Genomic DNA, 22,259 nt, shown 5'->3' with positions numbered 1-22,259 from the left:
AAATATATTAAGGAGGACTACAAAATGTCATATGTAGACGAGGTATTAGCAAAGGTTAAAGAAAAGAATGCTAGTGAACCAGAATTTTTACAGGCAGTTGAAGAAGTATTAAATTCACTTAGACCTGTAATTGATGCAAACGAGGAAAAGTATAGAAGAGAAGCTTTACTTGAAAGAATTTGTGAACCGGAAAGACAGTTTAAGTTCAGAGTTCCTTGGGTTGATGATAAGGGACAGGTACAGGTTAACACAGGTTACAGAGTACAGTTTAACTCAGCTATTGGACCATACAAGGGTGGTTTAAGACTTCACCCATCAGTAAATATTGGTATTATTAAATTCTTAGGTTTCGAACAGATTTTCAAGAATTCACTTACAGGCCTTCCAATCGGTGGTGGTAAAGGTGGTTCTGATTTCGATCCTAAGGGAAAATCAGATAGAGAAGTTATGGCATTCTGCCAGAGCTTTATGACAGAACTTTGCAAGTATATCGGTGCTGACACTGACGTACCAGCAGGTGATATCGGAACAGGTGCAAGAGAAATCGGATACATGTTCGGTCAGTATAAGAGAATCCGTGGATTATACGAAGGTGTTCTTACAGGTAAGGGACTTACATACGGTGGTTCTTTAGCAAGAACAGAAGCTACAGGATACGGATTACTTTACTTAACACAGGAATTAATGAAAGACCATGGCGAAAGTATGGAAGGCAAGACAGTAGTTGTTTCAGGTGCTGGTAACGTTGCTATCTATGCTATTCAGAAAGCTCATCAGATGGGTGCTAAGGTTGTTACATGTTCAGATTCAACAGGTTGGATTTATGATCCTGAAGGAATCGATGTAGACCTTCTTAAAGAAGTTAAAGAAGTTAAGAGAGCAAGACTTACAGAATATGCTGCTGCAAGACCTTCAGCTGAATATCATGAAGGACGTGGAGTATGGCAGATTAAATGTGATATCGCTCTTCCATGCGCTACACAGAACGAATTACTTATCGATGATGCTAAACAGTTAGTAGCTAATGGATGTAAGGCAGTTTGTGAAGGCGCTAACATGCCTACAACAATTGATGCAACAGAATACTTACAGGAAAACGGAGTTTGGTTCGTTGGTGGTAAGGCTGCTAATGCAGGTGGTGTTGCTACATCAGCTCTTGAAATGTCACAGAACAGCGAAAGACTTTCATGGACATTTGAAGAAGTTGACGCTAAATTACAGACAATCATGGTTAACATTTACCATAACATCAGTAATGCAGCTAAGAGATACGGATTTGAAGGTAACTACGTAGTAGGTGCTAACATTGCCGGATTTGAAAAGGTTGCAGAAGCTATGGAAGCACAGGGTGTTTGCTAATTAGAAAACACATTATAATGCAATAATTGACGTTATAACGTCTTTACAGGGCTATCGTGTATGCGATAGCCCTTATTAAAATCAGTAAGAAAATTAATAAAATATATACAAAGATATTGTCCTAATGCGAATAAGATAATAAGACATTTTGATGTTAACGGAAAACATTGCCCGGCACCGATAATGGATGATAAAATATGGAAAAAGTTTAGAAAAGAAATATTAAAAAAATAAAAATACAAAGACTGTATTTTTGATAAATTTAATATTGTGGAATAGATACGATAATATAATCGACATCTTTATTTACGGTATCGTAACAATATTAAGTGATAGCAAAAATGCAGTCTTTTAATATATTTTAATAATATCTGTTCATAGAAAAAATGTAGTGTTTTTAATTTAATAGATTTTACTGTTTTTTCTTCTTAATATGAATCTCCGGTATAGCTGTATCATAGTTTACAGAAGGCTGATCCTTAGTGGCTTTTAAAGTATCATCCTGCTTGTGTGTATGAATCTCAGGGATAGCTAAATTATCAATAGAAAGATTAAAGTCGTGTTTTCTCTTAATTTTTTTTAATTTCTTAAACTCCATAATTACCTCCAAATACTTTATAAATAAATTTACAATTTTGTTATGAGAGTGAAACGTATCTTAATTCATTGATATTTAAAATTTTATAGTTAAATTTTAATGCTTTGTAATCTACAACAGGTTGATGAAAAATGTAATAACAAGACTGTTAATAAAGTCTGCAAATAAACTACCAACAAGCGGAATTAACAAATAGGCTTTTATTGAAGGTGCATATCTGTCGCATAGAGCCTGCATGTTTGCCATTGCATTTGGTGTAGCGCCCATACCGAATCCACATGTTCCCGCTGCAAGAACAGCAGCATCGTAATCCTTCCCCATAATATTGAATATAACAAAATATGTGAAAAGAAAAATTAAAATAACCTGTGCACCTAAAAGCATAACAAGTGGTAATGCCAAAGATGCTAATTGCCACAATTTAAGTGTAATCATGGCTATACCTAAGAATAATGAAAGACAAATACCACCAAGGTCATTTATTTCACCCATACATATATCAAATTGGCCTGAATATTCTCCAATATTTCTTATTAAAGCAGCTGCAATCATTGCTCCAATATAAATAGGAAATGTTAAGCCTGTTTTAGTTAACATCCATGAAAAAATAGTTCCTATACCAATAGCAAGAATCAACTGATATACTGCCATTGCATACATATTTGCATGTCTTTCATGCCTTTTTTCGTCTTCGATTAAAAGACTGTCATCTTCTGCAACAACTGTGTTCAAAAGATTTTTCTTCTCAATAAGACGACGACCAATAGGACCACCGATTAAACTTCCTGCAATTAAACCAAATGTTGCAGCAGCAGTACAAATGGTTGTAGCTCCGCTAATGTTAAAATCTTCAAGTACAGGACCAAATGCTCCGGCAGTTCCGTGACCTCCTACCATTGGAATTGAACCGGTACACATTCCTATAAGTGGGTCTAAGTCAAGAAAATGTGACATCCCAACAGCAAGAAAATTCTGAGAAACAATAAGCGTTATAACTAGTAATAGGAAAATAAAAAGAGATTTACCACCACTTTTTAAAACCTTTAAATTGGCTTGAAAACCAACTGATGTAAAGAAAAATACCATACACACTTCACGAAGGGTATCATCAAACGAAAATTCGATTAATCCCGTTGAATGACATATGCATGTAAATATGGCAAATAGCAAACCACCAATAACAGGGGCAGGAATGCAAAACTTTTCCAAAAAATAAATTTTATGCTTCAAAAACTGCCCGAGTATTAAAACGACTACTGCGATGGCAAGTGTCTGATACATATCTAATTGTATATCCATAAAACTCCTTTCCTTAGACAAATTTATTCAGATTTTACTTTTATGTTGTGCTTTTTATAATATTTTACTGCACCTGGATGAAACGGAATGGAAATACCTTTAACGGCAGAAGTTTCATCGAGCTGTAAATTCACAGGAACGGAATATTGAAGATCCGCTGAATGTTCAAATAAAAATTCTGTTAAAGATTCTACAACGATGTCAGACAATTCGTTACTAGCAAGTAAAACAGCTTGAACAGCTACTGTTTTTATTTCTTCAGTTTGTCCGGTATAAGTATTCGCCGGAATTGTATAGTCAACATAAGTATCGTAAGCAGATTCAAGTTTTTTAGAACATGAATCGCTAATGCTTAAAAATTTAATAGGACATTGTTGTGCTAATTCTTCTATTATTGTTGTGCGCAATCCTGCAGTACAGAAAAATGCATCAATTTCACCGGATTGTAATTTGCCGGCGGCAGTAGTATAGTCATAATTTAAAGTGTCTACTAGTTTGTCTGATAAGCCGTTAAGTTGTAAAATTAAATTAGCAGTCTGTTCAGTACCTGAATTACTTTCACCGATGCTGACTTTTTTACCTAGTAAATCATCGATTGAATTTATGCCTGAATCATTGTGAACAACAATCTGGCAGGCTTCAGGGTATAATGCCGCTATTGCCTTGTAACCAGAACACTGGGTACTGACAAATATTCCGGTTCCGTTATAGGCATCATTAATTAAATCAGCCTGAGCAATTCCCATTTCAATATAATTTTTAGATAATAATCGTATGTTTGCAGCTGAACCGGCAGTAGATTTTACTTCAAAGTTAAACTTATCGTTTTCTTTAGTAGCAAGTTCCGTGAATGCATTTCCAAAAGTATAATACATTCCACCAATACCGGCAGAGCCAAATCGAATTTTTTCATTTTTAATGCCACAGCCTGATAACATAAGTGTTGTGAGGCTAAGTAAAATACATAAAAATTTTTTCAAATTAAAATTCTCCTTTACGTAAATTTAGGACACACCTAACTAATATTTTACAATAAAATAAAGTTAAATGGAATGAAAAAATAAGAAATAGGAAGAAAAAATAAAAAACAGGATAAAAAGAAAAGTACACATATGCGCTATTTTAATCAAATATCTTGACCAAAGTAGTAAAATGAAATATACTATATAAATCCGCAAAATATGCCGGTGAAAAGAATAATTTTTGATTGCTTTATATATAAAACTTTAACGTAGAACAACAGGTACATTATATGTACCTGTTGTTCTACGTTTAGGAAAAGTTAGTTGTTGAAAACAAATATAATATGAGTCTAATTTTGATAAGTGTTAAATAATATTAAAAGATTGCAGATATAGATGCTTAAGAAATAAATATTAGTTGTTGGTAAAAAGCATATCATTTTATAAAAGCAATATCATAATATTAGATGAAAAAATTTTTTTAGAGGGAATAGAAAATGGTTACAGCATTGGCTAGAATTTTTTTGAAAGACGTAAAGATGAATGATTCTCAAGGAAGAAAAGCATATGGCACATTGTGTAGTGTAGTTGGAATATTTTTTAACATATGTTTATTTGTTGGAAAATATTTTGCAGGAGTGTTAACCGGTGCAATCTCAATTACAGCAGATGCATTTAACAATTTGTCAGATGCAGGTTCATCAATAATAACATTAGTAGGCTTTTGGTTTGCAGGAAAGAAACCTGATACAGAGCATCCGTTTGGACATGGAAGATTTGAATATGTATCAGGAATGGCAGTTTCCTGCCTGATAATATTAATGGGACTTGAACTGGCAAAGAGTTCTGTTGATAAAATTATTCATCCACAGGAATTAGAATCTAGTATTTTGGCTATAACAATATTACTTATATCTATTTGTGTAAAATTGTATATGGCATTTTACAATACGGGTATAGGAAAGAAAATAGATTCAGTAACAATGAAAGCAACAGCAATAGACAGCTTAAGTGATTCCGTGGCTACAACAGTAGTATTAATATGTGTACTTGTTAATATGAAGTTTGGAATAAATATAGATGGTATATGCGGACTTTTAGTAGCAATTTTGATTATATATGCAGGAATTGGTGCGTTTAAGGATACGATATCTCCGCTTTTAGGTAAAATACCAGAGCCTGAACTTGTGGACAAAATTCGTGATATTGTAATGAAACATGAATTAGTATACGGAATTCATGATTTGGTTGTTCATGATTATGGCCCGGGTAGAATGATGATTTCACTGCACACAGAAGTTCCCGGAAATGAAAATGTATATAAATTACATGACATGATAGACAATATTGAATCTGAACTACAGGAAAAAATAGGATGTGAGGCAGTAATTCACATGGATCCGATTGAAGTTGATAATCAGGTGGTTACAGATACAAGAAGTAAAGTTGAAAACATAGTTAAAAGTATAGATGAACATATGTCCATACATGATTTTAGAATGATAACAGGAGATACACATACAAATCTTATATTTGATGTTGTTGTTCCATTTTGTGTAGAAAAGAAACATGATGAAATAAAAAATAATATTGAAGAGAAGATAAGTGAACTTGATGATAAATATAGAGTTGTGATGAAAATAGAAGAAGATTATATTGGAAATTAACAAATCTGCATCAAAAGTAAAGTAAAATAGTTTGAAATAAAAATGGGAAGATATTCTGTATAGAAAATGTGTATTAATATAAAAAATAAGAGAATATGTAATAATATATATTAAAATATTAGAAACATATTTGCAAAACAGAATTAAATGTGTTACCATTTAAAGTCGACGTCAAAAAGTAAAAGTGTCTTTGTGATGTTTTTATTTTTTGACGTTTTTTGCTTTTTATAACAGAGAAAATTTATATTTATAAAAGTTTATTTTTTATAAAATTAATATTGAGAAAGGAAAAGTAAGGATGAAGTTTCAGGAATTAAATATATCAGATGAAATAAAGAAAGCAGTAAAAGATTTAGGATATGAAGAAGCAACTCCAATACAGGAAAAAAGCATTCCGGCAATTATGGAAGGAAAAGATGTAATAGGATTTAGCCAGACGGGAAGTGGAAAGACTGCTTCATTTGGAATACCGGCGATAGAACTTGTAGATATGACAATGAACAAAAAATTAAATCAGGTTCTTATACTATGCCCAACAAGAGAATTAGCATTGCAGGCAGCAGAAGAATTAAGAAAATTTGCAAAATACATAAAAGGATTAAATGTAGTATCTATATTCGGAGGGCAGAACATAGAAAGACAGTTTAAACATTTGCGTGAAGGAAGTCATATTGTAGTTGGAACACCGGGAAGAGTTATGGACCATATCCGCAGAAAAAGCCTTAAATTAGAACAGTTAAAGATGGTCGTGTTAGATGAAGCGGATGAAATGCTTAATATGGGATTTAGAGAAGATATTGAAACTATATTAAAGGCTACACCTGATGACAGACAGACAATTCTGTTTTCAGCTACAATGCCAAAGGAAATATTGGATATTACAAATAATTATCAGAAAAATCCTGAATTAATTAAAATAAAAAATAAGCAAATGACTGTAGACAGTATCGAACAAAGATTTTATCTTGTAGATAAAAATAAAAAGAAAAGTGCTACAGCATTGTTGCTTAGATATTACAGACCAAAACTTGCAATTATTTTTTGTAATACGAAGAGAATGGTTGATGAGTTGGTAGATTTCCTTGGAAAAAATAAATTTTTAGCACAGGGGTTACATGGTGATGTAAAACAGCAACAGCGAACAAATGTAATGAACCAGTTTAAGAAAGGTACATTTAATATTCTTGTTGCAACAGATGTGGCAGCAAGAGGAATTGATGTTAACAATCTTGATATTGTAATTAATTATGATTTACCTGAAGATAATGAATATTATGTTCATAGAATCGGAAGAACCGGAAGAGCAGGAAATGAAGGAAAATCATTTACATTAATAGATGGAAGAAAACAACTAGAAGATTTACGATACATTGAAAGATATGCTAAATGTGAAATTATTGAAAGTAAACTTCCGACAGTTGATGAAATAAAAACTCAGGATTATCAGCGAAACATTAACAGATTAAAGAAATTTATGGATAAGCACAATAGTTCAAATCAAAAAGAAATTGTTGAAATGTTAATTGAAGAAGGATATTCTTTGGAAAAAATTACTTTAGCATTAATGGATATGATGAATAGAAAAAATAATGATTATAGCGGCTTATCAGATGTTAAACCACTTGTAATTGTACGAAAAGAAAGAAAAAATAATGGTATAGGTAGAAAAAATAAAGCAGTAAAGAACAGACGTACAGAAAATGGGAAACAAACAGAGAAAGGAAGAAAGAACATATATAATGGAAAAAATAGTGAAGCAGAAAAGAAGAAATGTAATGGTAAAAATAATGAATCAGATAAAAAAAGAAGAAAAAAGGGATTTGTAGAATCCGAAAATAGTAGCAGAAAATTTACAGAAAAAAAGAATAAAAAATCTGAAACAAACAAAAGAAAAAATAAACAAAAATAACGTAAAAATTTTGTAAAATAATTTATGGAAAATCTAAAACATAAAGGCTGCAAATGTTGACATAACAACCTAAAAGGAGTAACATTAATAAGTGATAATAGAATAAATGACCGAAGTAAAAATGCTGTTAGAATGAGAAATTTATGTTTCGCACTGATAGCATTTTATTTTATAAAAATTATGAATTAATACGAAAATTTCAGATTTGATTAGATATAAATTGCAACGTAAAAATAATTTGTAAGGAGGTAAATTTGCAAGCTAAACAATCCGGAATGTAATTAAAGGAGAAAAATTGAAATTAGAGAATAGTAAAAATAGTCATTTAGGACGAATGATGGGGAGTTTATCATTAGGGGTGATGATATTTGCTGTTGCTCTAGCAGTATTGATGAATATACAGACGACGAGAAAGAGAGTTTCGGAACAAACTGCACAGTATATAAAGATAAGTACCATGCAGAATGAACAGATAATAGACCGTCTGTTAGTTGATGCAAAGGAAAGTATTAAATCAATAGGTAAATTATTTGGACAAATTATTGATGAGAACGGAAATGTAACAGCACATGATATAGAATCACTTAATCAGAATGTGAGCTTTGAAAGTTTAATTTATGTAAATAAGTATGGAATTGGAATTGATCAGGATAATAAAGAATACACATTTGCAAATGTAATAGCGTATTATGATGCGTTAAAAGGTGATACGGTTATAGCATTAAATCCATTAGGTAATTCTGATATGCAAAACAGAATATGCTTCTTTGCCCCGGTAGAGAAGGACGGAGAGATAGCGGGAGTATTAGTAGGAAATTTTGATGATGCAACATTAAAGAAATTTATGAATACAAAACTGTTTGGTTATACTTCAACAGCGTTTATTTGTAGTGAATCAGGAGAAATAGTTGCAAATTCAGTAGGTATTTTACAAAGAACAACATTAACAAGTTACCTTAAAGAACACAATCTGATGGATGATAATGGTATAGCGGAATTAAGAAACAGCTTAAAGAACAAAAATCAATATGCATTTGAAATACATGGTAAAAATTATGAATCAAGTGCATATATGATGAGGCTTGAAAACAGTGGTCTTATTTTAGTTCAGGCATTCCCTGTTGAGGCTACGAATAAACTGAATGCAACTGCCAATAAGGATAGTTGGAGACTTGTAACTATTTTAGCGGTATTTTTCATTATATATTTAATAGGAACGGTTGTGTTTAATGTAAAAAAACAACGTAATATAATGAATGAAAAAGAATCTGTTGAGAATATTGTAACTGCAATAACGCAGATGTTTGATAGATTTATTTTAGTAGATTTAGATGAAGATAAATACGAATATATAATAGAAGATGAAAATAAAAAGCTACCCGGAATCGGATTTGAAGGTAGTTATGGCGATATCCTTCAGAATATATTTAGCAAATGTTTTAAAAATGATGAAAAGCATACATCAGTAGATACGATGTTGCAAAGAGAAAAACTTATAGAACAATTAGATTTTGGAAAAGATAGTTTTAGCCTTGAATATTCAGAAGAATTTGATACAGATAATGAATTTAGATGGACAAATCTGGCTGTTCTTTGTGTAGAAAGAAGAAGAGGTGTACCTACAAAGGTATTAATGGCATCTCAGGACGAAACGGAACTAAAGAAAAAAGAAGTCCGTGATCAGGAAGCACTTAGAGAAGCGTATCAGGCAGCAGAAAATGCAAGTAATGCAAAAAGTGATTTCTTATCAAAAATGTCTCATGATATAAGAACTCCTATGAACGCCATTATTGGAATGACGGCTCTTGCAGGAAGTTATATAGATGATAAAGACAGAATGTTAGAATGCTTAAAGAAGATTACTTCTTCAAGCAAACTTTTGCTTGGATTAATCAATGAAGTTTTGGATATGTCCAGAATTGAATCAGGTAATATTAAACTTGTGGATGAAGATATTGAGTTATCAGTATTGCTTGAAGACGTCCTTGAATTGGTAAAAGGCGATGTGAAAAATAAGAATCTTGATTTGAATGTGTCGATAGAAAATATGAAGCATGAAAAGGTTATAGGCGACAGTATTCGAATACAGAAGATATTTACCAATATTATAAGCAATTCAATTAAGTATACTCCAAATGGAGGAAAAATTAGTATTACGGTAAATGAAAAGCCTACACATAGCAAGTCAACGTCCTGTTTTGAATTTATATTTGAAGACACAGGAATTGGTATGTCTAAAGAATTTGTCAAGAAAATATTTGTTCCATTTGAGAGGGCAGAAGACAGCCGAATTGATAAGATTCAGGGTACCGGTTTAGGAATGGCTATTGTTAATAACATAATTCACATGATGGGTGGAGAAATTCAGGTTGAAAGTGAAATAAACAAAGGTTCCAGGTTTACCGTTACAATGGTTCTAAAGTTACAGGATGATAAAGAGGAAACAGATAATGAATTAATAAACTTAAAAGTTTTAGTTGTTGACGATGAGAAAGTTGTATGCGATTCAACGTGCAAAGTTTTAAATTCTATTGGAATGAATAGCGAAGGTGTTACGACCGGCAAAGAAGCTGTTGCAAGAGTGGTAGAAGAGCATGATAAAAATGATGATTTTTATGCAGCTATAATTGATTGGAACATGCCGGAAATGAACGGAATAGAAACAACAAAAGAAATAAGAAGAGCTGTTGGAAAAGATGTTCCGATAATAATTATGTCGGCATATGACTGGAGCGATATAGAAGAAGAAGCAAAAGCAGCCGGTGTTAATGCATTCATTTCTAAACCGTTGTTTAAGTCAAGGCTTACGACGACATTTAAGCAATTGCTTAATAATAATCAGGAAGAAGAGAATCCGCTATCTGTACTTAAGAATGAAGACTATAGTAATCGTAGAGCACTTGTAGTTGAAGACAATGAACTTAATGCAGAGATTATGAGAGAAATGCTTAATATGACTGGAATCAAAGTAGACCGTGCAGAAAATGGTAAAGTTGCAGTTGAAAAATTGGAAAGCGAACCTGAGAATTATTACGATATTGTGTTCATGGATATACAGATGCCGATTATGAATGGATATCAGGCTGCAGAAGCAATTCGACAAATGGATCAGAGAAAAGATGTTCATACAATTCCAATTATAGCAGTAACAGCGAATGCGTTTGTGGAAGATATTCTTACAGCAAAAGCAGCAGGAATGAATGAACATATAGCTAAACCTGTAGATATAAAAGAATTAGATGAGATACTACAAAAATGGCTGTAGATTAGCTTATAAGAAAAATTAAATACGGTTTATAGTATCATTTAATACATAAAAATGCGTAGTGTAAATTGAAACACTACGCATTTTTATTTGTATATTGTAAGACAAAGTTTATAAACTTAATTTTCAAATAAAACATTGTTTTATTTGTGGTTCTTTGTTTATTATTCTTTAGTACCATTAGAACCGGAAGAGCCATCATTTGAGCTACCTGAACCGTCTTTAGCATCATCAGAACCTGACGAATCAGAAGAACCACTTGAAACTGAAGTCTTTCTGTCAGCAGCATTTGCCGAGCCAACTGTTACAGTCCCTGAGGTTGTTGCTTCTGTAGATGATTCGTTAGTAGTCTTTTTAGGAGTACCATAATGATAACTACATTTATTTGTTGGTGCAGTATCTTTTGAAAAATACTCTGTATAAGTATGAGGACATACGCCTTCGATTGCTAATGCACCTGATGATGAACAAAGAGTAACTTCTTCAACATCATCACTCATTTCAAAATCCTTAATTTTATAGCCCTTAACCTGATCAATTTGGCTCATAATTTTTGACCATAATCTTTCATGATATGCTTGATCGGAACCAAGCTCCTTGTTTTCATCATATCCTGTCCAAATTGATGCAGTAAGATATGGTGTATATCCGCAGAACCATAAGTCGTAAGCACTTGAAGTTGTACCTGTTTTACCTGAAACAGGCATTCCGTCTGTAAGCGCACATGCTTTACCTGTACCTTCAGTAATAACACTTGTCATTCCCTGAGTTAAAAGTGAAGCAGTAGATGACTTAAGAACTGTATGTGTAGTAGGAGTAGTATTGTCTAATAATATTCTTCCGTTACTATCAACTACTTTTGAATAAAATACAGGTCTTGTATAAGTTCCCTGATTTGCGATTGTTGCATATGCAGCAGTTATTTCCAAATTAGTAATACCATCAGTAATACCACCAAGTGCTAAAGGCTGTTGAATATCAGAAACAACTGAACCGTCTTTTTCAGTTCTGTTTTGAACTAATGTTGTAAAACCAAAATTTAATAAATAATCAAAGCCAAGTTGCGGTGTAATTTCTGTAAGTGTTTTTACGGCACATACATTCATGGAATCAGCTATAGCCTTTCTGACTGTAACAGTACCACGGTAACCGCTATACCAGTTTTTAACAGGACGTCCATTAGAATAATTAAAAGGTTCATCCTTTATTTTAGTAGTTAAAGTATATCCCATTGTATCAATTGCCGGTGCATAGGTTGATAAAACTTTAAATGTTGAACCCGGCTGTCTTGTTGATTGAGTAGCACGGTCAAGACCTAAACTAACCTTCTTAGAACCTCTTCCACCAACAATAGCTTTAACGTATCCTGTATATTGGTCCATAACTGTGAATGAAGCCTGAGGTTGAGGAGTGTAATATAAAGTTTCATATTCAACATCATCATCAGCTAATCCATCAGGATATAAATATTTTTTATATTGTTTTACACATTCTTTTGCAGCTTCTTTTGTTGAAAAAATTAATTTAAAAGAAGATTCGTTCAAAAGAACTTTGTGATAATAATTGATGTAACTTTCTGAATAGTTTTCAGTTGTTCCATCAGCGTGCTGAATTGTCCATGCCCAGTTAATGGAATAAGAAACTGTATTGGGATAGTTTTCAGCGTTTGATAATTCTTTATTGCAAATTTTTTGGATTTTTGAATCCTGAGTAGTGTAAATTTTTAAACCACCACTATATACGGCGTTATAAGCCTGAGTATAAGTATAACCTTTTTGTTCCTGTAAATCGCTCATAACCTGAGAAACAACTTCATCAACAAAGTAAGAGTAAACATTGTTGCTCTGAGTAATCTGATTATCTACAGACTGAATACGACTGTATACATCATCTTTCATAGCCTCATTATATTCATCTTTAGTTATATGACTGGCATCTAGCATATTTTTTAGAATTTTCTTCCTACGTTTAGCGTTAGCCTTCGGGTGATATATAGGGTTGTAAGCAGCCGGATTCTGTGTGATTCCGGCAATTACGGCACATTCTGATAAAGTTAAATCACTGACATCTTTATCAAAATATCTATGGGAAGCAGCCTGAACTCCTAATGTATTAGAACCAAGATTGATTGTATTCAAATATGTTTCAAGGATAGTTTCTTTTTTAGTAACTTTTTCAAGTTGAATTGCAAGATACTGTTCCTGAAGTTTACGTTTGACCTGATCACCTAAAGTTTCCTCTGAAGTCCAATCAGTAAAAACATTATTCTTTAAAACCTGTTGTGTAATAGTGCTTGCACCTTCGGAAGGGTTTAAAGTTGTAATTGCTACAACAACAGCTCGTCCGATACCCTGAATATCAATACCGTTATGTTCATAAAAACGGGCATCCTCAGTATCGATAAAAGCCCATTTTAAATTATCAGGTACCTGATCAATTGAAACCTTTATTCTGTTAGAACCGGAAGTGACAAGTTTTGCAATTTCCTTTTCTTTATTATTATAAACAGTTGTTGAATAAGAAGAAGGTACAATTGATACATCTTGAATATCAGGTGCAGCATCAATAATTCCACGAACAATACCAAAAACAAGGGCACATCCCGTTATACATATTAAAAGCAAAATGTATAATAAAATCTTGAAAAATACCACTAAACTCTTTTTTGAAAGACGTTGACCGGTTGAAACAAGATTCTTTTGTTTAGATATTGTTTCTCTATAACCATAGTTCATAAATAATCCTCCTATCCGCTACATTATAGCAAAAGTATATATTTTTATAAAGTAAAAAAGAAAAATATAAGACAAAATTCATAAATTTATCGAGAACAATGTTGAAATATAAAATATTACCTATTAAAATATACCTAAATAATTTAGAAAAACACCAAATCCTTTTTGAGACGGATGGCATATTTAACTAAAAAAACGCTCGCGCTGCTTGACGCTCGTAGCGGTTCTAAACTTCCATCTCATATTTTCCTTAGGACTTATGTTCCTAAGAAAAATATAGCTGTCGCTTTGAACCGACGGCGTCAAATGCATTTTAATTAAATATGCCATCCGTCTCAACTTAGATTTAGTGTATTTCTAAAAAGTTTATGGGAGCATTTTAATGAGTGAATATAAAATAGTTGCAAAACCGGGAGTTGGTGAGTTCGTGGATAAAAAATCCAGGTTTATTGCGCATGTATATGCAATAGATTCGGAAGAGCAGGCTCAAGGATATATAGAAGAATTAAAGAAAAAATATTGGGACGCAAGACATAACTGCTATGGATACGTACTAGGTAAAAATAATGAAACGCAGAGATTCTCAGATGATGGAGAACCAAGTGGAACGGCAGGAAAACCAATATTAGAAGTTATAAAAGGAAATGATATCCATAATATTTTAATTGTTGTGACAAGATATTTTGGAGGAACTTTGCTTGGAACGGGTGGTTTAATAAGAGCTTATACAAAATCTTCTCAGGATGGAATTGAAAATGCTTCTATTGTATGCAAAATTCAGGGAATAAGAACAAAAATAGAAACTGATTACAATGGCATTGGAAAGATTCAATATATTGCTGCAAGCATGGGAATAAAAAACATAGATACAATTTATACTGAAAAAGTCATAATTGATATCACGGTTAAGAAGGAAGATTATGACGGATTTGAAAAGAAAGTTGTAGAAGCGACAAATGGAAAAGCAGTATTTGGAGAAAGAGAAGAAGCAGAATTTGTTGTGGAATAATTGTAGGCAGAATAATAATAGGCAGATGTAAAAATTATTGAAAACGATGTTTCTATGTGGTAAAATGAACATTTGTGATACAATAAACAAAGATTTATTTAAGTAGGAAAGAGAAAAAATGATTAGAGAAGATGTAAGAAACATAGCTATTATAGCTCACGTTGACCACGGTAAAACAACTTTAGTAGATGAATTGTTAAAGCAGAGTGGTGTTTTTAGAGAAAATCAGGAAGTAGCAGAAAGAGTAATGGACTCAAATGATATTGAAAGAGAAAGAGGTATTACAATTCTTTCAAAAAATACTGCCGTAACATATAAGGATACAAAAATTAATATTATTGATACACCGGGACATGCTGACTTTGGTGGAGAAGTAGAACGTGTACTTAAGATGGTAAACGGTGTTGTTCTTGTTGTAGATGCATTTGAAGGTGCAATGCCACAGACAAGATTCGTTCTTCAGAAAGCATTAGAACTTCAGCTTCCTGTTATTGTATGTATAAATAAGATTGACAGACCGGAAGCAAGACCTTTAGAAGTAATAGATGAAGTATTAGAATTATTTATAGAATTAGATGCAAATGAAGAACAGTTAGACTGCCCATTTGTATTTGCTTCAGCAAAACAGGGATTTGCAACATTAGATTTAGATAAGCAGACAACAGACATGAAAGACTTATTTGATACTATCGTTGATTATATCCCTGCACCACAGGGCGATCCTGATGCAGATACACAGGTATTAATCAGTACAATTGATTACAATGAATATGTTGGTAGAATCGGTGTTGGTAAGATTGATAACGGTACTTTAAAGATTAATCAGGACGTAGCTTTAGTTAACCATCATGAACCAGATAAAATGGAGAAGGTTAAAATTACAAAGTTATATGAATTTGACGGATTAAATAAAATAGAAGTTAAGGAAGCAACAGTAGGTTCAATTGTTGCTATTGCAGGAATTACAGATCTTCATATTGGAGATACACTTTGTTCATTAGATAATCCTGTAGCAATTCCATTCCAGAAGATTTCAGAACCTACAATTTCTATGCATTTTATGGTAAATGATAGTCCGCTTGCAGGTCAGGAAGGTAAATTTATTACTTCAAGACATTTAAGAGACAGATTGTTTAGAGAATTGAATACAGACGTAAGTTTAAGAGTGGAAGAAACAGAATCAACAGACTCTTTCAAAGTATCAGGAAGAGGAGAACTTCATCTTTCAGTATTAATCGAAAATATGAGAAGAGAAGGATATGAATTTGCAGTAAGTAAAGCTGAAGTTATTTATAAAGAAGATGAAAGAGGTAAGAAATTAGAGCCTATGGAAATCTGCTATATTGATGTGCCTGAAGAATTTGCAGGAACAATCATTCAGAGATTAAGTGACCGTAAAGGCGAACTTCAGGGGATGGCTCCAACAAATGGTGGCTATACAAGATTGGAATTTTCAATTCCTTCAAGAGGATTAATTGGTTACAGAGGTCAGTTTATGACTGATACAAAAGGTAACGGAATTATGAATACAGTATTTGACGGATATGGTCCATACAAGGGAGATGTTCAGTATAGAAAACAAGGCTCATTAATTGCATTTGAAGCAGGTGAAGCTATTACTTATGGATTATTCAACGCTCAGGAAAGAGGAACATTATTTATCGGACCTGGTGAAAAAGTTTATGCAGGTATGATAGTTGGTCAGACAGGAAAAGCAGAAGATATCGAAGTTAACGTATGTAAGACAAAACATTTGTCAAATACAAGAACATCAAGTTCAGATGAAGCTTTAAGACTTGTACCAAAGAAAGTATTAAGCTTAGAGCAGTCACTTGAATATATTGATACTGATGAACTTTTAGAGATTACACCTGAAAGTCTTAGAATTAGAAAGAAAATTCTTGACCCAACAATGAGAAAGAGAGCGCAAAGAAATAAATAAAATTATAATTTGCAAATCAATAAGAAACGATTACCTATGATTTATGTCATGAGTAATCGTTTTATTATTTTTGTGAAAATAAAGTGAAAGGCATAGTTTGGCTTCAGTTTATTAATTTTGAAGAAATCACGCTATGAAACAGAAATAAAATTAAAAAAGTAGAAACAGAAATAAAATTAAAAAAAGTAGTTGATTTTTATTTGGAAATATAATAAAATCAATTTGGCTATAAATGATTTGTAACATTACACGATATTAAGTGTAAAGGGGTACAAACCAATGAATTATGAGAATTTTGTTAAGGAAATTCACGGGGAATTTGAAATGCTTGCTGAAAGAAAAGGTCTTTCAGGAAGAGTTGTTATTAGGGATGTAGTAAAGAATAACAATGTACATCTAAAATCTATAAGTGTTGTTAATGATGAAAATCGGGCAACGCCAACAATCTATTTGGAATCTTACTATGAAGAATTTTGTCAGGGAAAGGATATTTCAGATATAGCAAATGAGATATTTGAAATGTATATTATGAATTCCTGTGGACTAAATTTTAGTATGGAAGATTTTATGAACTATTCCTATATAAAGAATAAAATAGCATATAAAGTAATTAATTACGATATGAACAGGGAGATGCTTAAGACTGTTCCACATTTACATATTTTAGATTTGGCAATTGTGTTTAATATTGTGATAGAAGAAGATGCGTATAATTCAGTTACTGCGATGATTAAGAAAGAACATTTAGATATGTGGCAAGTCAGCAAAAAAGAAATTGAAGAAGTAGCGTTAACTAATACACCTGAATTAATGCCTCCGGTTATAATGAGAATGGAAGATTTACTTGCTGAGATGATTATTAATGATATTTCGATGCAATGGGATGATGAGGATGAACAGGAACAATGGGATTTTGTTAAAGAAGATTGTGCTTATGGTGGACATCCGAAAGAAAAAGTGTCAGAATATGTACGTGAAGAAATTGAAAAAATGAAATATGATGATAAGATTGATATGTATGTTCTGACAAATGAAAAAAGAATTAATGGTGCAGGAACGATGTTTTATGATGGATTACTTAAGAAGTTTGCGGATAAAATAGAAAAAGATTTAATAATAATTCCAAGTTCTGTTCATGAAGTAATATTGATACCAAAAGATAATGAAATTTCAGATGAAGAAATAAATGAGATGATTGGTGAAGTTAATGAAAATGAATTAGAAACAGTTGAAATTTTATCAAATCATATGTATTTATACTGCAGAAGAGACGACAGAATATACATGTAAAATAAAAAAGGACAACAGTTAATTTGACAACGGTTGTCCTTTTTTATGGTATAAAATAAATAAACTATCTATATTCTAAATTATCTAATTCACGCTGAAGTGCATACATATTATTTCTTACTTCGTCAATTTTAGCTGTATATTGATTGAAAAATTCAACCTCTTCTTCATCTGGATCGCGCTGCTCGAGAATAGCCTGTACTATCGCAGACTGTGAACGTGAACGTTTAGATTCAAGTAGAGTGATTTCATCTTTACATTTTTTAATACCTTTACGTAATTTTGATTTCTTAAACATAGTCCATTCTCCTTTATAAATAGTTTACATTGTAAACTAAAATATTAATTAAATCCTAGCAAAACCTCTTTTTAAATTGTATCAAATTAAAAGGCATAATGCAATAAATATATGGCTCTTTGTCAAGAGTGGGGGTAAAAAGATTTTTGACACAGTTGTGAACCATTGTTCACAACTGTGTTTTCTCTTTTAAGCAGAAGTCATAAGGATTCTATTCCTAAAGTTCTCAAAATTTCTATATCCGTAAGCATTTCGCTTAATTACTTTAATCTTGTTGTTGGTTCCTTCTGTAAATCCGTTGGAATAAGGACAGTCAAAAGCATTCAGTATGTATTTGGCCCAGTTTGATAACATTGTTAATGTAGCGTTGAATTCTTCCAGTTCGCTTGCCTGCACTGATAGTATAAATTTTCTAAGTTTCCTATAAGCTTCATCCCTGTTTTTAGATTCCATAAAGTCATAGAACTGTTCTTTTAAATAATAAGCTACAGCTAAGTCATTTGACTGCATAAGCATGACTTCCAATGCCTGCTTACTTTTCAATAATGAGATAACAATATTCGCCGGCTTCTCTTAAAATACTTACGCTTTGAAGGATGCATATCCTTTTGAATACGTTTTCTTACATTTTCTAAAGCCCAGGTAATATATCTGACCACATGAAACCTGTCAATGACTATGTTTGCATTAGGAAAATAAGTTTCTGCAATGTCTCGATAAACATAGTTCATATCTATAATAAAATATCGTACATCTTTTCTGTTTTGAAATTCTAATAGATAATCCTTCAGTTTATATTGAGTTCTTGAAGGAAGAATATCAAATATTTTATGATTTTTCGGATCCGTTAGTATTGCCTGAAACTTCTCGCCACCGGCGTTTCCTTTGAATTCATCAATGGATAAAACTTGTGGAAGAACAGAAGGCTTAGGGTATTTAATATCTTCCATTCTTCTAAAAATAGTAGAAGGTGATATTCCAACCTGCCGGGCTACTGCAGAAACATTTTGAGCCTCTTTAAGCATATTTATAGCAAGAAAATTTAGTCTGTTTGTAATTCTGCAATGCTTAGGAAGTAAAGTAAAGTTCTCGTTGAAATGTTTGCCACAACAATCACAGTGATATCTTCTTTTTGAGTAATGAAGATACATGTTTTTACCCATTATTGGTGCATCTTTTATAATTGAAGGACGATAGTCATGAACTTTATTTGTCACTGCACCACAACATGGACAAACGTGATCACGACGTTCAATTTTAAAGTAAATATGCATTTCTTCTGGATATGATTCAACATTTGTTATAATTAAGTCTTTTATTTCTAGGATATTTGATATAAAATCATTGTTAGGCATAGGCAATCTCCTTTCGGTTATTTTGTGGTGATTTAATTATAAAGGTTATAGGTTCCTGTGCCTACTTTTTTTACTTAAAAATTAAAAAGGCTCTAAACCTTACCCACCCCAAGTAAAGTTTAGAGCCTTTATTTTGCTTTTTATAACTGAAAATAGTGAAAAACAATGGGAAATTATCGAATTATGGATAATAATAATTGAGTTAAATGTGAATTTGTAAAAAACGCGCCTAACAGGAGTCGAACCTGCGTTACCGCCTCCGGAGGGCGGCGCTCTATCCACTAAGCTATAGGCGCATAAAAATATAATACAGGAATCTTAAGAAAATATCAAATATTTTTGTTGTATAATAAATAGTGTCGTATTGAATTTGGAGAAATAATTTGATATAGTTTAAGGAGGTTTTGTTTAAAATAATATAGAAATATTTAAATAAAATTATGTATTGGACAATGAGTATTGGAAAACGACAACAGGAAGTCGATAGAAATACAAAGATAATACAAGGAGCATTTAATAATGGGCTTTAAAAGTAATGGAATAAATGATTTTGATATAGAAGCATTAAAAAGAGAACAGGAAGAAAAGAAGAGATTAGCTAAGCTTGAAGAAGAAAGAGCAGCAGCTGAGAAGAAAAGACTTGAAGAAGAAGCTTTAAAACAGCAGGAATTACAGAAGCAGGAAGAGCAGGCAATTTCTAATGACACAGAAGTTGTTGAACTTCAGGATACACCTGACGGATTAACAATGATGGGTGAAGATGGCAATGAAATTTCAATAGATAAAGAACAGAATGGTAATCCGGTAGATGTATCAACAGATATAACAGAAGATACAGTATCTGAATCACAGACATCAGATACAGTTATAAATGATACAGAAAGCGAAGATGAAATTAAGTCGGAAGAGGCTACGCTTGAAACCTTAGATAATGCATATTTAGATGAAGTGATGAAACAGCAGCCGGAGGAAGAAGAACCTCAGGATGAAGTAAGTAGATTGTTAAAGCAGATTTATGCTGATGAAGAAGCTGCCAAAAAGGCAAAGAAAGCCAAAGAGGAAAAAGAAGAAAAAGAAAAGAAACAAAAAGGAAAAAAGAAAAAGAAGAAAAGTGCTAAGAATAATAAACAAAAAGCCGGATATAGTCATTCAATATATGGAGAAAATGATGATGATGACTACGATGATGACGATAAAGGTATTAGCAGATTTATTCCTGTAATAGGAATTGTTGTGGTAGTTATAGCGGTAATTGCACTTATAGCAGTTGGAATTAACGCAACAAATTATAAGAAAAATGACGAACCTGAAACAACATCATATGATCAGGCAAGCAATCCATTACAGGAAGATTCATATGAAGATATCTCTGATGTTGTAAAACTTTACTATCAGGCAAAGGCAGCAGGTGATGTTAATGCATTAGCACAATATGTAGACAATATGGATGGTATTACTGAGGATAGCTTAGCAGAAGAATCATCTTATATAACAGGATATTCAGATATAACATGCTATACAAAGAATGGATTATATGCTAACACATATGTAGTATTTGTAAGATATTCATTACAGATTAAGAATATTGCAACTCCAGCACCTGGAATCTCTATACTATATGTAATCAGAGATGATGAAACGGGAAATATTTATATTCATAATGGAGTTACAGATAAAGAAGTTCTTGATTATATTAGTATGATTTCTCAGGATGATGATGTTGTAGCATTGTATACGGAAGTTAATAATTCATTAAATGATGCATTGAATGCAGATGGAGATTTAAAGAATTTCTACGATGCACTTGCAACTCAGAACAATGCAAATCAGAGTACAAATGATGGAGCAGCTCAGTAGCATTTGAAAATTAGAAACTTTAGAGATATATAAAGAGAGAACAAAATGAATAATATATGCTATATAGTTGGTGCCGGAGATAATACCGGCACCAATTTTACAAAAAAAGAAAATGATTATGTAATAGCAGTGGATGGCGGATATAAGATTGTTAAAAAATTAGGAATTAGTCCTGATTTGACATTAGGAGATTTTGATTCATTAGGTTATGTTCCTGATGAATTAAATATAAAGACTTTTCAAGTAGAAAAAGATTATACAGATACAATGATTGCCGTTATGGAAGCTATTAAGCTAGGATATACAGATATTAGAATTTACGGTGGTACAGGTGGAAGAGCTGACCATACATTTGCAAATATACAGACTTTGCTTTATGGTGCAAAAAAAGGTGCAGATATGCGTATGGTAGATAGCGATAGAGTTTACAACGTAATAAATGATTCTAAAATCATATTAAAAAATAGAATTTGCGTAAATCTGTCCATTTTTGCTTTAGGTGATAAAGCGGAAGGAGTTTCTATTTTAGGAGCAAAGTATGAACTTAAAGATGGAACTTTGACAAATGATTATCCACTTGCAGTAAGCAATACATTTGTGGGAAATGATGTAAGTGTTGAAGTGAAAAAAGGTGCACTTTTAATTATTTATGACCGTTAAAATATTGGTGATAAGATAGATGTAGAAAAATGTAAATAGCGTTGGGAATAATCC

The 22,259-nt window shown here is 32.2% G+C and carries 16 protein-coding genes and 1 tRNA gene; 9 read left to right on the top strand and 8 right to left on the bottom strand.

From position 1 onward, the window contains the following. Positions 1-24: 24 nt before the first annotated feature. Positions 25-1,359 carry an NADP-specific glutamate dehydrogenase gene (gene gdhA / locus DWX29_RS06740; RefSeq protein WP_022088331.1) on the top strand — a complete coding sequence of 445 codons (1,335 nt, stop codon included), beginning with the start codon at positions 25-27 and terminating at the stop codon, positions 1,357-1,359. Positions 1,360-1,771: 412 nt separating this feature from the next. Here gdhA and DWX29_RS06735 read toward each other — a convergent pair whose 3' ends face one another. From DWX29_RS06735 to DWX29_RS06725, 3 genes are all read right to left on the bottom strand, one after another. Next, positions 1,772-1,957 carry a hypothetical protein gene (locus DWX29_RS06735; RefSeq protein ID WP_118565464.1) on the bottom strand — a complete coding sequence of 62 codons (186 nt, stop codon included), beginning with the start codon at positions 1,955-1,957 and terminating at the stop codon, positions 1,772-1,774. Between the two features lie 111 nt (positions 1,958-2,068). Then, positions 2,069-3,256, bottom strand: coding sequence for a sodium/glutamate symporter (gene gltS, locus DWX29_RS06730; RefSeq protein ID WP_117909669.1), 1,188 nt, complete (start codon positions 3,254-3,256; stop codon positions 2,069-2,071). Between the two features lie 23 nt (positions 3,257-3,279). Continuing rightward, on the bottom strand, positions 3,280-4,236 hold the full coding sequence (locus tag DWX29_RS06725; protein ID WP_243053243.1) for a TAXI family TRAP transporter solute-binding subunit: 957 nt from the start codon (positions 4,234-4,236) through the stop codon (positions 3,280-3,282). Positions 4,237-4,715: 479 nt separating this feature from the next. Here DWX29_RS06725 and DWX29_RS06720 point away from each other — a divergent pair, with 479 nt between their 5' ends. From DWX29_RS06720 to DWX29_RS06710, 3 genes are all read left to right on the top strand, one after another. After that, positions 4,716-5,885: a cation diffusion facilitator family transporter gene (locus tag DWX29_RS06720; RefSeq protein ID WP_118565463.1), complete on the top strand. Its 1,170-nt coding sequence runs from the start codon at positions 4,716-4,718 to the stop codon at positions 5,883-5,885. Between the two features lie 298 nt (positions 5,886-6,183). After that, complete coding sequence (locus DWX29_RS06715) at positions 6,184-7,794, top strand: DEAD/DEAH box helicase (RefSeq protein ID WP_118565462.1); 1,611 nt, start codon at positions 6,184-6,186, stop codon at positions 7,792-7,794. Positions 7,795-8,089: 295 nt separating this feature from the next. Then, positions 8,090-11,059 carry a hybrid sensor histidine kinase/response regulator gene (locus DWX29_RS06710; RefSeq protein ID WP_118565461.1) on the top strand — a complete coding sequence of 990 codons (2,970 nt, stop codon included), beginning with the start codon at positions 8,090-8,092 and terminating at the stop codon, positions 11,057-11,059. A gap of 164 nt (positions 11,060-11,223) precedes the next feature. Here the strand turns inward: DWX29_RS06710 and DWX29_RS06705 are convergent, their stop codons facing one another. After that, entirely contained in the window at positions 11,224-13,794 is a 2,571-nt protein-coding gene (locus DWX29_RS06705; protein ID WP_118565460.1) for a transglycosylase domain-containing protein, read from the bottom strand. A 382-nt stretch (positions 13,795-14,176) separates the two neighbouring features. On the opposite strand from DWX29_RS06705, the gene DWX29_RS06700 reads away from it, so the two are divergent. The 3 genes from DWX29_RS06700 to DWX29_RS06690 all read left to right on the top strand — a co-directional run bounded on the left by DWX29_RS06700 (position 14,177) and on the right by DWX29_RS06690 (position 18,035). Next, positions 14,177-14,803 carry a YigZ family protein gene (locus DWX29_RS06700; protein ID WP_199663678.1) on the top strand — a complete coding sequence of 209 codons (627 nt, stop codon included), beginning with the start codon at positions 14,177-14,179 and terminating at the stop codon, positions 14,801-14,803. Between the two features lie 118 nt (positions 14,804-14,921). Next, positions 14,922-16,745, top strand: coding sequence for a translational GTPase TypA (typA, locus tag DWX29_RS06695; RefSeq protein WP_022088340.1), 1,824 nt, complete (start codon positions 14,922-14,924; stop codon positions 16,743-16,745). A gap of 279 nt (positions 16,746-17,024) precedes the next feature. Further along, positions 17,025-18,035 carry a DUF5688 family protein gene (locus tag DWX29_RS06690; RefSeq protein ID WP_022088341.1) on the top strand — a complete coding sequence of 337 codons (1,011 nt, stop codon included), beginning with the start codon at positions 17,025-17,027 and terminating at the stop codon, positions 18,033-18,035. 64 nt (positions 18,036-18,099) lie between these two features. Here DWX29_RS06690 and DWX29_RS06685 read toward each other — a convergent pair whose 3' ends face one another. From DWX29_RS06685 to DWX29_RS06670, 4 genes are all read right to left on the bottom strand, one after another. Beyond that, positions 18,100-18,333 carry a hypothetical protein gene (locus DWX29_RS06685; protein WP_022088342.1) on the bottom strand — a complete coding sequence of 78 codons (234 nt, stop codon included), beginning with the start codon at positions 18,331-18,333 and terminating at the stop codon, positions 18,100-18,102. Positions 18,334-18,522: 189 nt separating this feature from the next. Then, positions 18,523-18,858 carry a transposase gene (locus DWX29_RS13035; protein ID WP_279218252.1) on the bottom strand — a complete coding sequence of 112 codons (336 nt, stop codon included), beginning with the start codon at positions 18,856-18,858 and terminating at the stop codon, positions 18,523-18,525. Between the two features lie 14 nt (positions 18,859-18,872). After that, complete coding sequence (locus tag DWX29_RS13030; RefSeq protein WP_118565457.1) at positions 18,873-19,688, bottom strand: ISL3 family transposase; 816 nt, start codon at positions 19,686-19,688, stop codon at positions 18,873-18,875. 224 nt (positions 19,689-19,912) lie between these two features. After that, positions 19,913-19,984 (bottom strand) — tRNA-Arg (locus DWX29_RS06670). Positions 19,985-20,207: 223 nt separating this feature from the next. Between DWX29_RS06670 and DWX29_RS06665 the strand changes: the two genes are divergently transcribed. Together DWX29_RS06665 and DWX29_RS06660 are read left to right on the top strand one after the other, a co-directional pair. Further along, positions 20,208-21,545, top strand: coding sequence for a hypothetical protein (locus DWX29_RS06665; RefSeq protein ID WP_118565456.1), 1,338 nt, complete (start codon positions 20,208-20,210; stop codon positions 21,543-21,545). Between the two features lie 45 nt (positions 21,546-21,590). Then, entirely contained in the window at positions 21,591-22,205 is a 615-nt protein-coding gene (locus tag DWX29_RS06660) for a thiamine diphosphokinase (protein ID WP_022088346.1), read from the top strand. Positions 22,206-22,259: the final 54 nt, after the last annotated feature.

The sequence above is a fragment of the Eubacterium sp. AF19-12LB genome (assembly GCF_003479125.1).
Lineage (GTDB): Bacteria > Bacillota > Clostridia > Lachnospirales > Lachnospiraceae > Eubacterium_U > Eubacterium_U album.
This window is presented reverse-complemented; position numbering and strand designations above follow the sequence as displayed.

Excerpts from the sequence above, each read along its gene's own strand:
- DWX29_RS06660 (WP_022088346.1), top strand. The coding sequence starts at position 21,591 with ATGAATAATATATGCTATATAGTTGGTGCCGGAGATAATACCGGCACC.
- gdhA (WP_022088331.1), top strand. The coding sequence starts at position 25 with ATGTCATATGTAGACGAGGTATTAGCAAAGGTTAAAGAAAAGAATGCT.
- DWX29_RS06690 (WP_022088341.1), top strand. The coding sequence starts at position 17,025 with ATGAATTATGAGAATTTTGTTAAGGAAATTCACGGGGAATTTGAAATG.
- DWX29_RS06715 (WP_118565462.1), top strand. The coding sequence starts at position 6,184 with ATGAAGTTTCAGGAATTAAATATATCAGATGAAATAAAGAAAGCAGTA.
- DWX29_RS13030 (WP_118565457.1), bottom strand. The coding sequence starts at position 19,688 with ATGCCTAACAATGATTTTATATCAAATATCCTAGAAATAAAAGACTTA.
- DWX29_RS06735 (WP_118565464.1), bottom strand. The coding sequence starts at position 1,957 with ATGGAGTTTAAGAAATTAAAAAAAATTAAGAGAAAACACGACTTTAAT.
- gltS (WP_117909669.1), bottom strand. The coding sequence starts at position 3,256 with ATGGATATACAATTAGATATGTATCAGACACTTGCCATCGCAGTAGTC.
- DWX29_RS06720 (WP_118565463.1), top strand. The coding sequence starts at position 4,716 with ATGGTTACAGCATTGGCTAGAATTTTTTTGAAAGACGTAAAGATGAAT.
- DWX29_RS06700 (WP_199663678.1), top strand. The coding sequence starts at position 14,177 with ATGAGTGAATATAAAATAGTTGCAAAACCGGGAGTTGGTGAGTTCGTG.
- typA (WP_022088340.1), top strand. The coding sequence starts at position 14,922 with ATGATTAGAGAAGATGTAAGAAACATAGCTATTATAGCTCACGTTGAC.
- DWX29_RS06705 (WP_118565460.1), bottom strand. The coding sequence starts at position 13,794 with ATGAACTATGGTTATAGAGAAACAATATCTAAACAAAAGAATCTTGTT.
- DWX29_RS06685 (WP_022088342.1), bottom strand. The coding sequence starts at position 18,333 with ATGTTTAAGAAATCAAAATTACGTAAAGGTATTAAAAAATGTAAAGAT.
- DWX29_RS06665 (WP_118565456.1), top strand. The coding sequence starts at position 20,208 with ATGGGCTTTAAAAGTAATGGAATAAATGATTTTGATATAGAAGCATTA.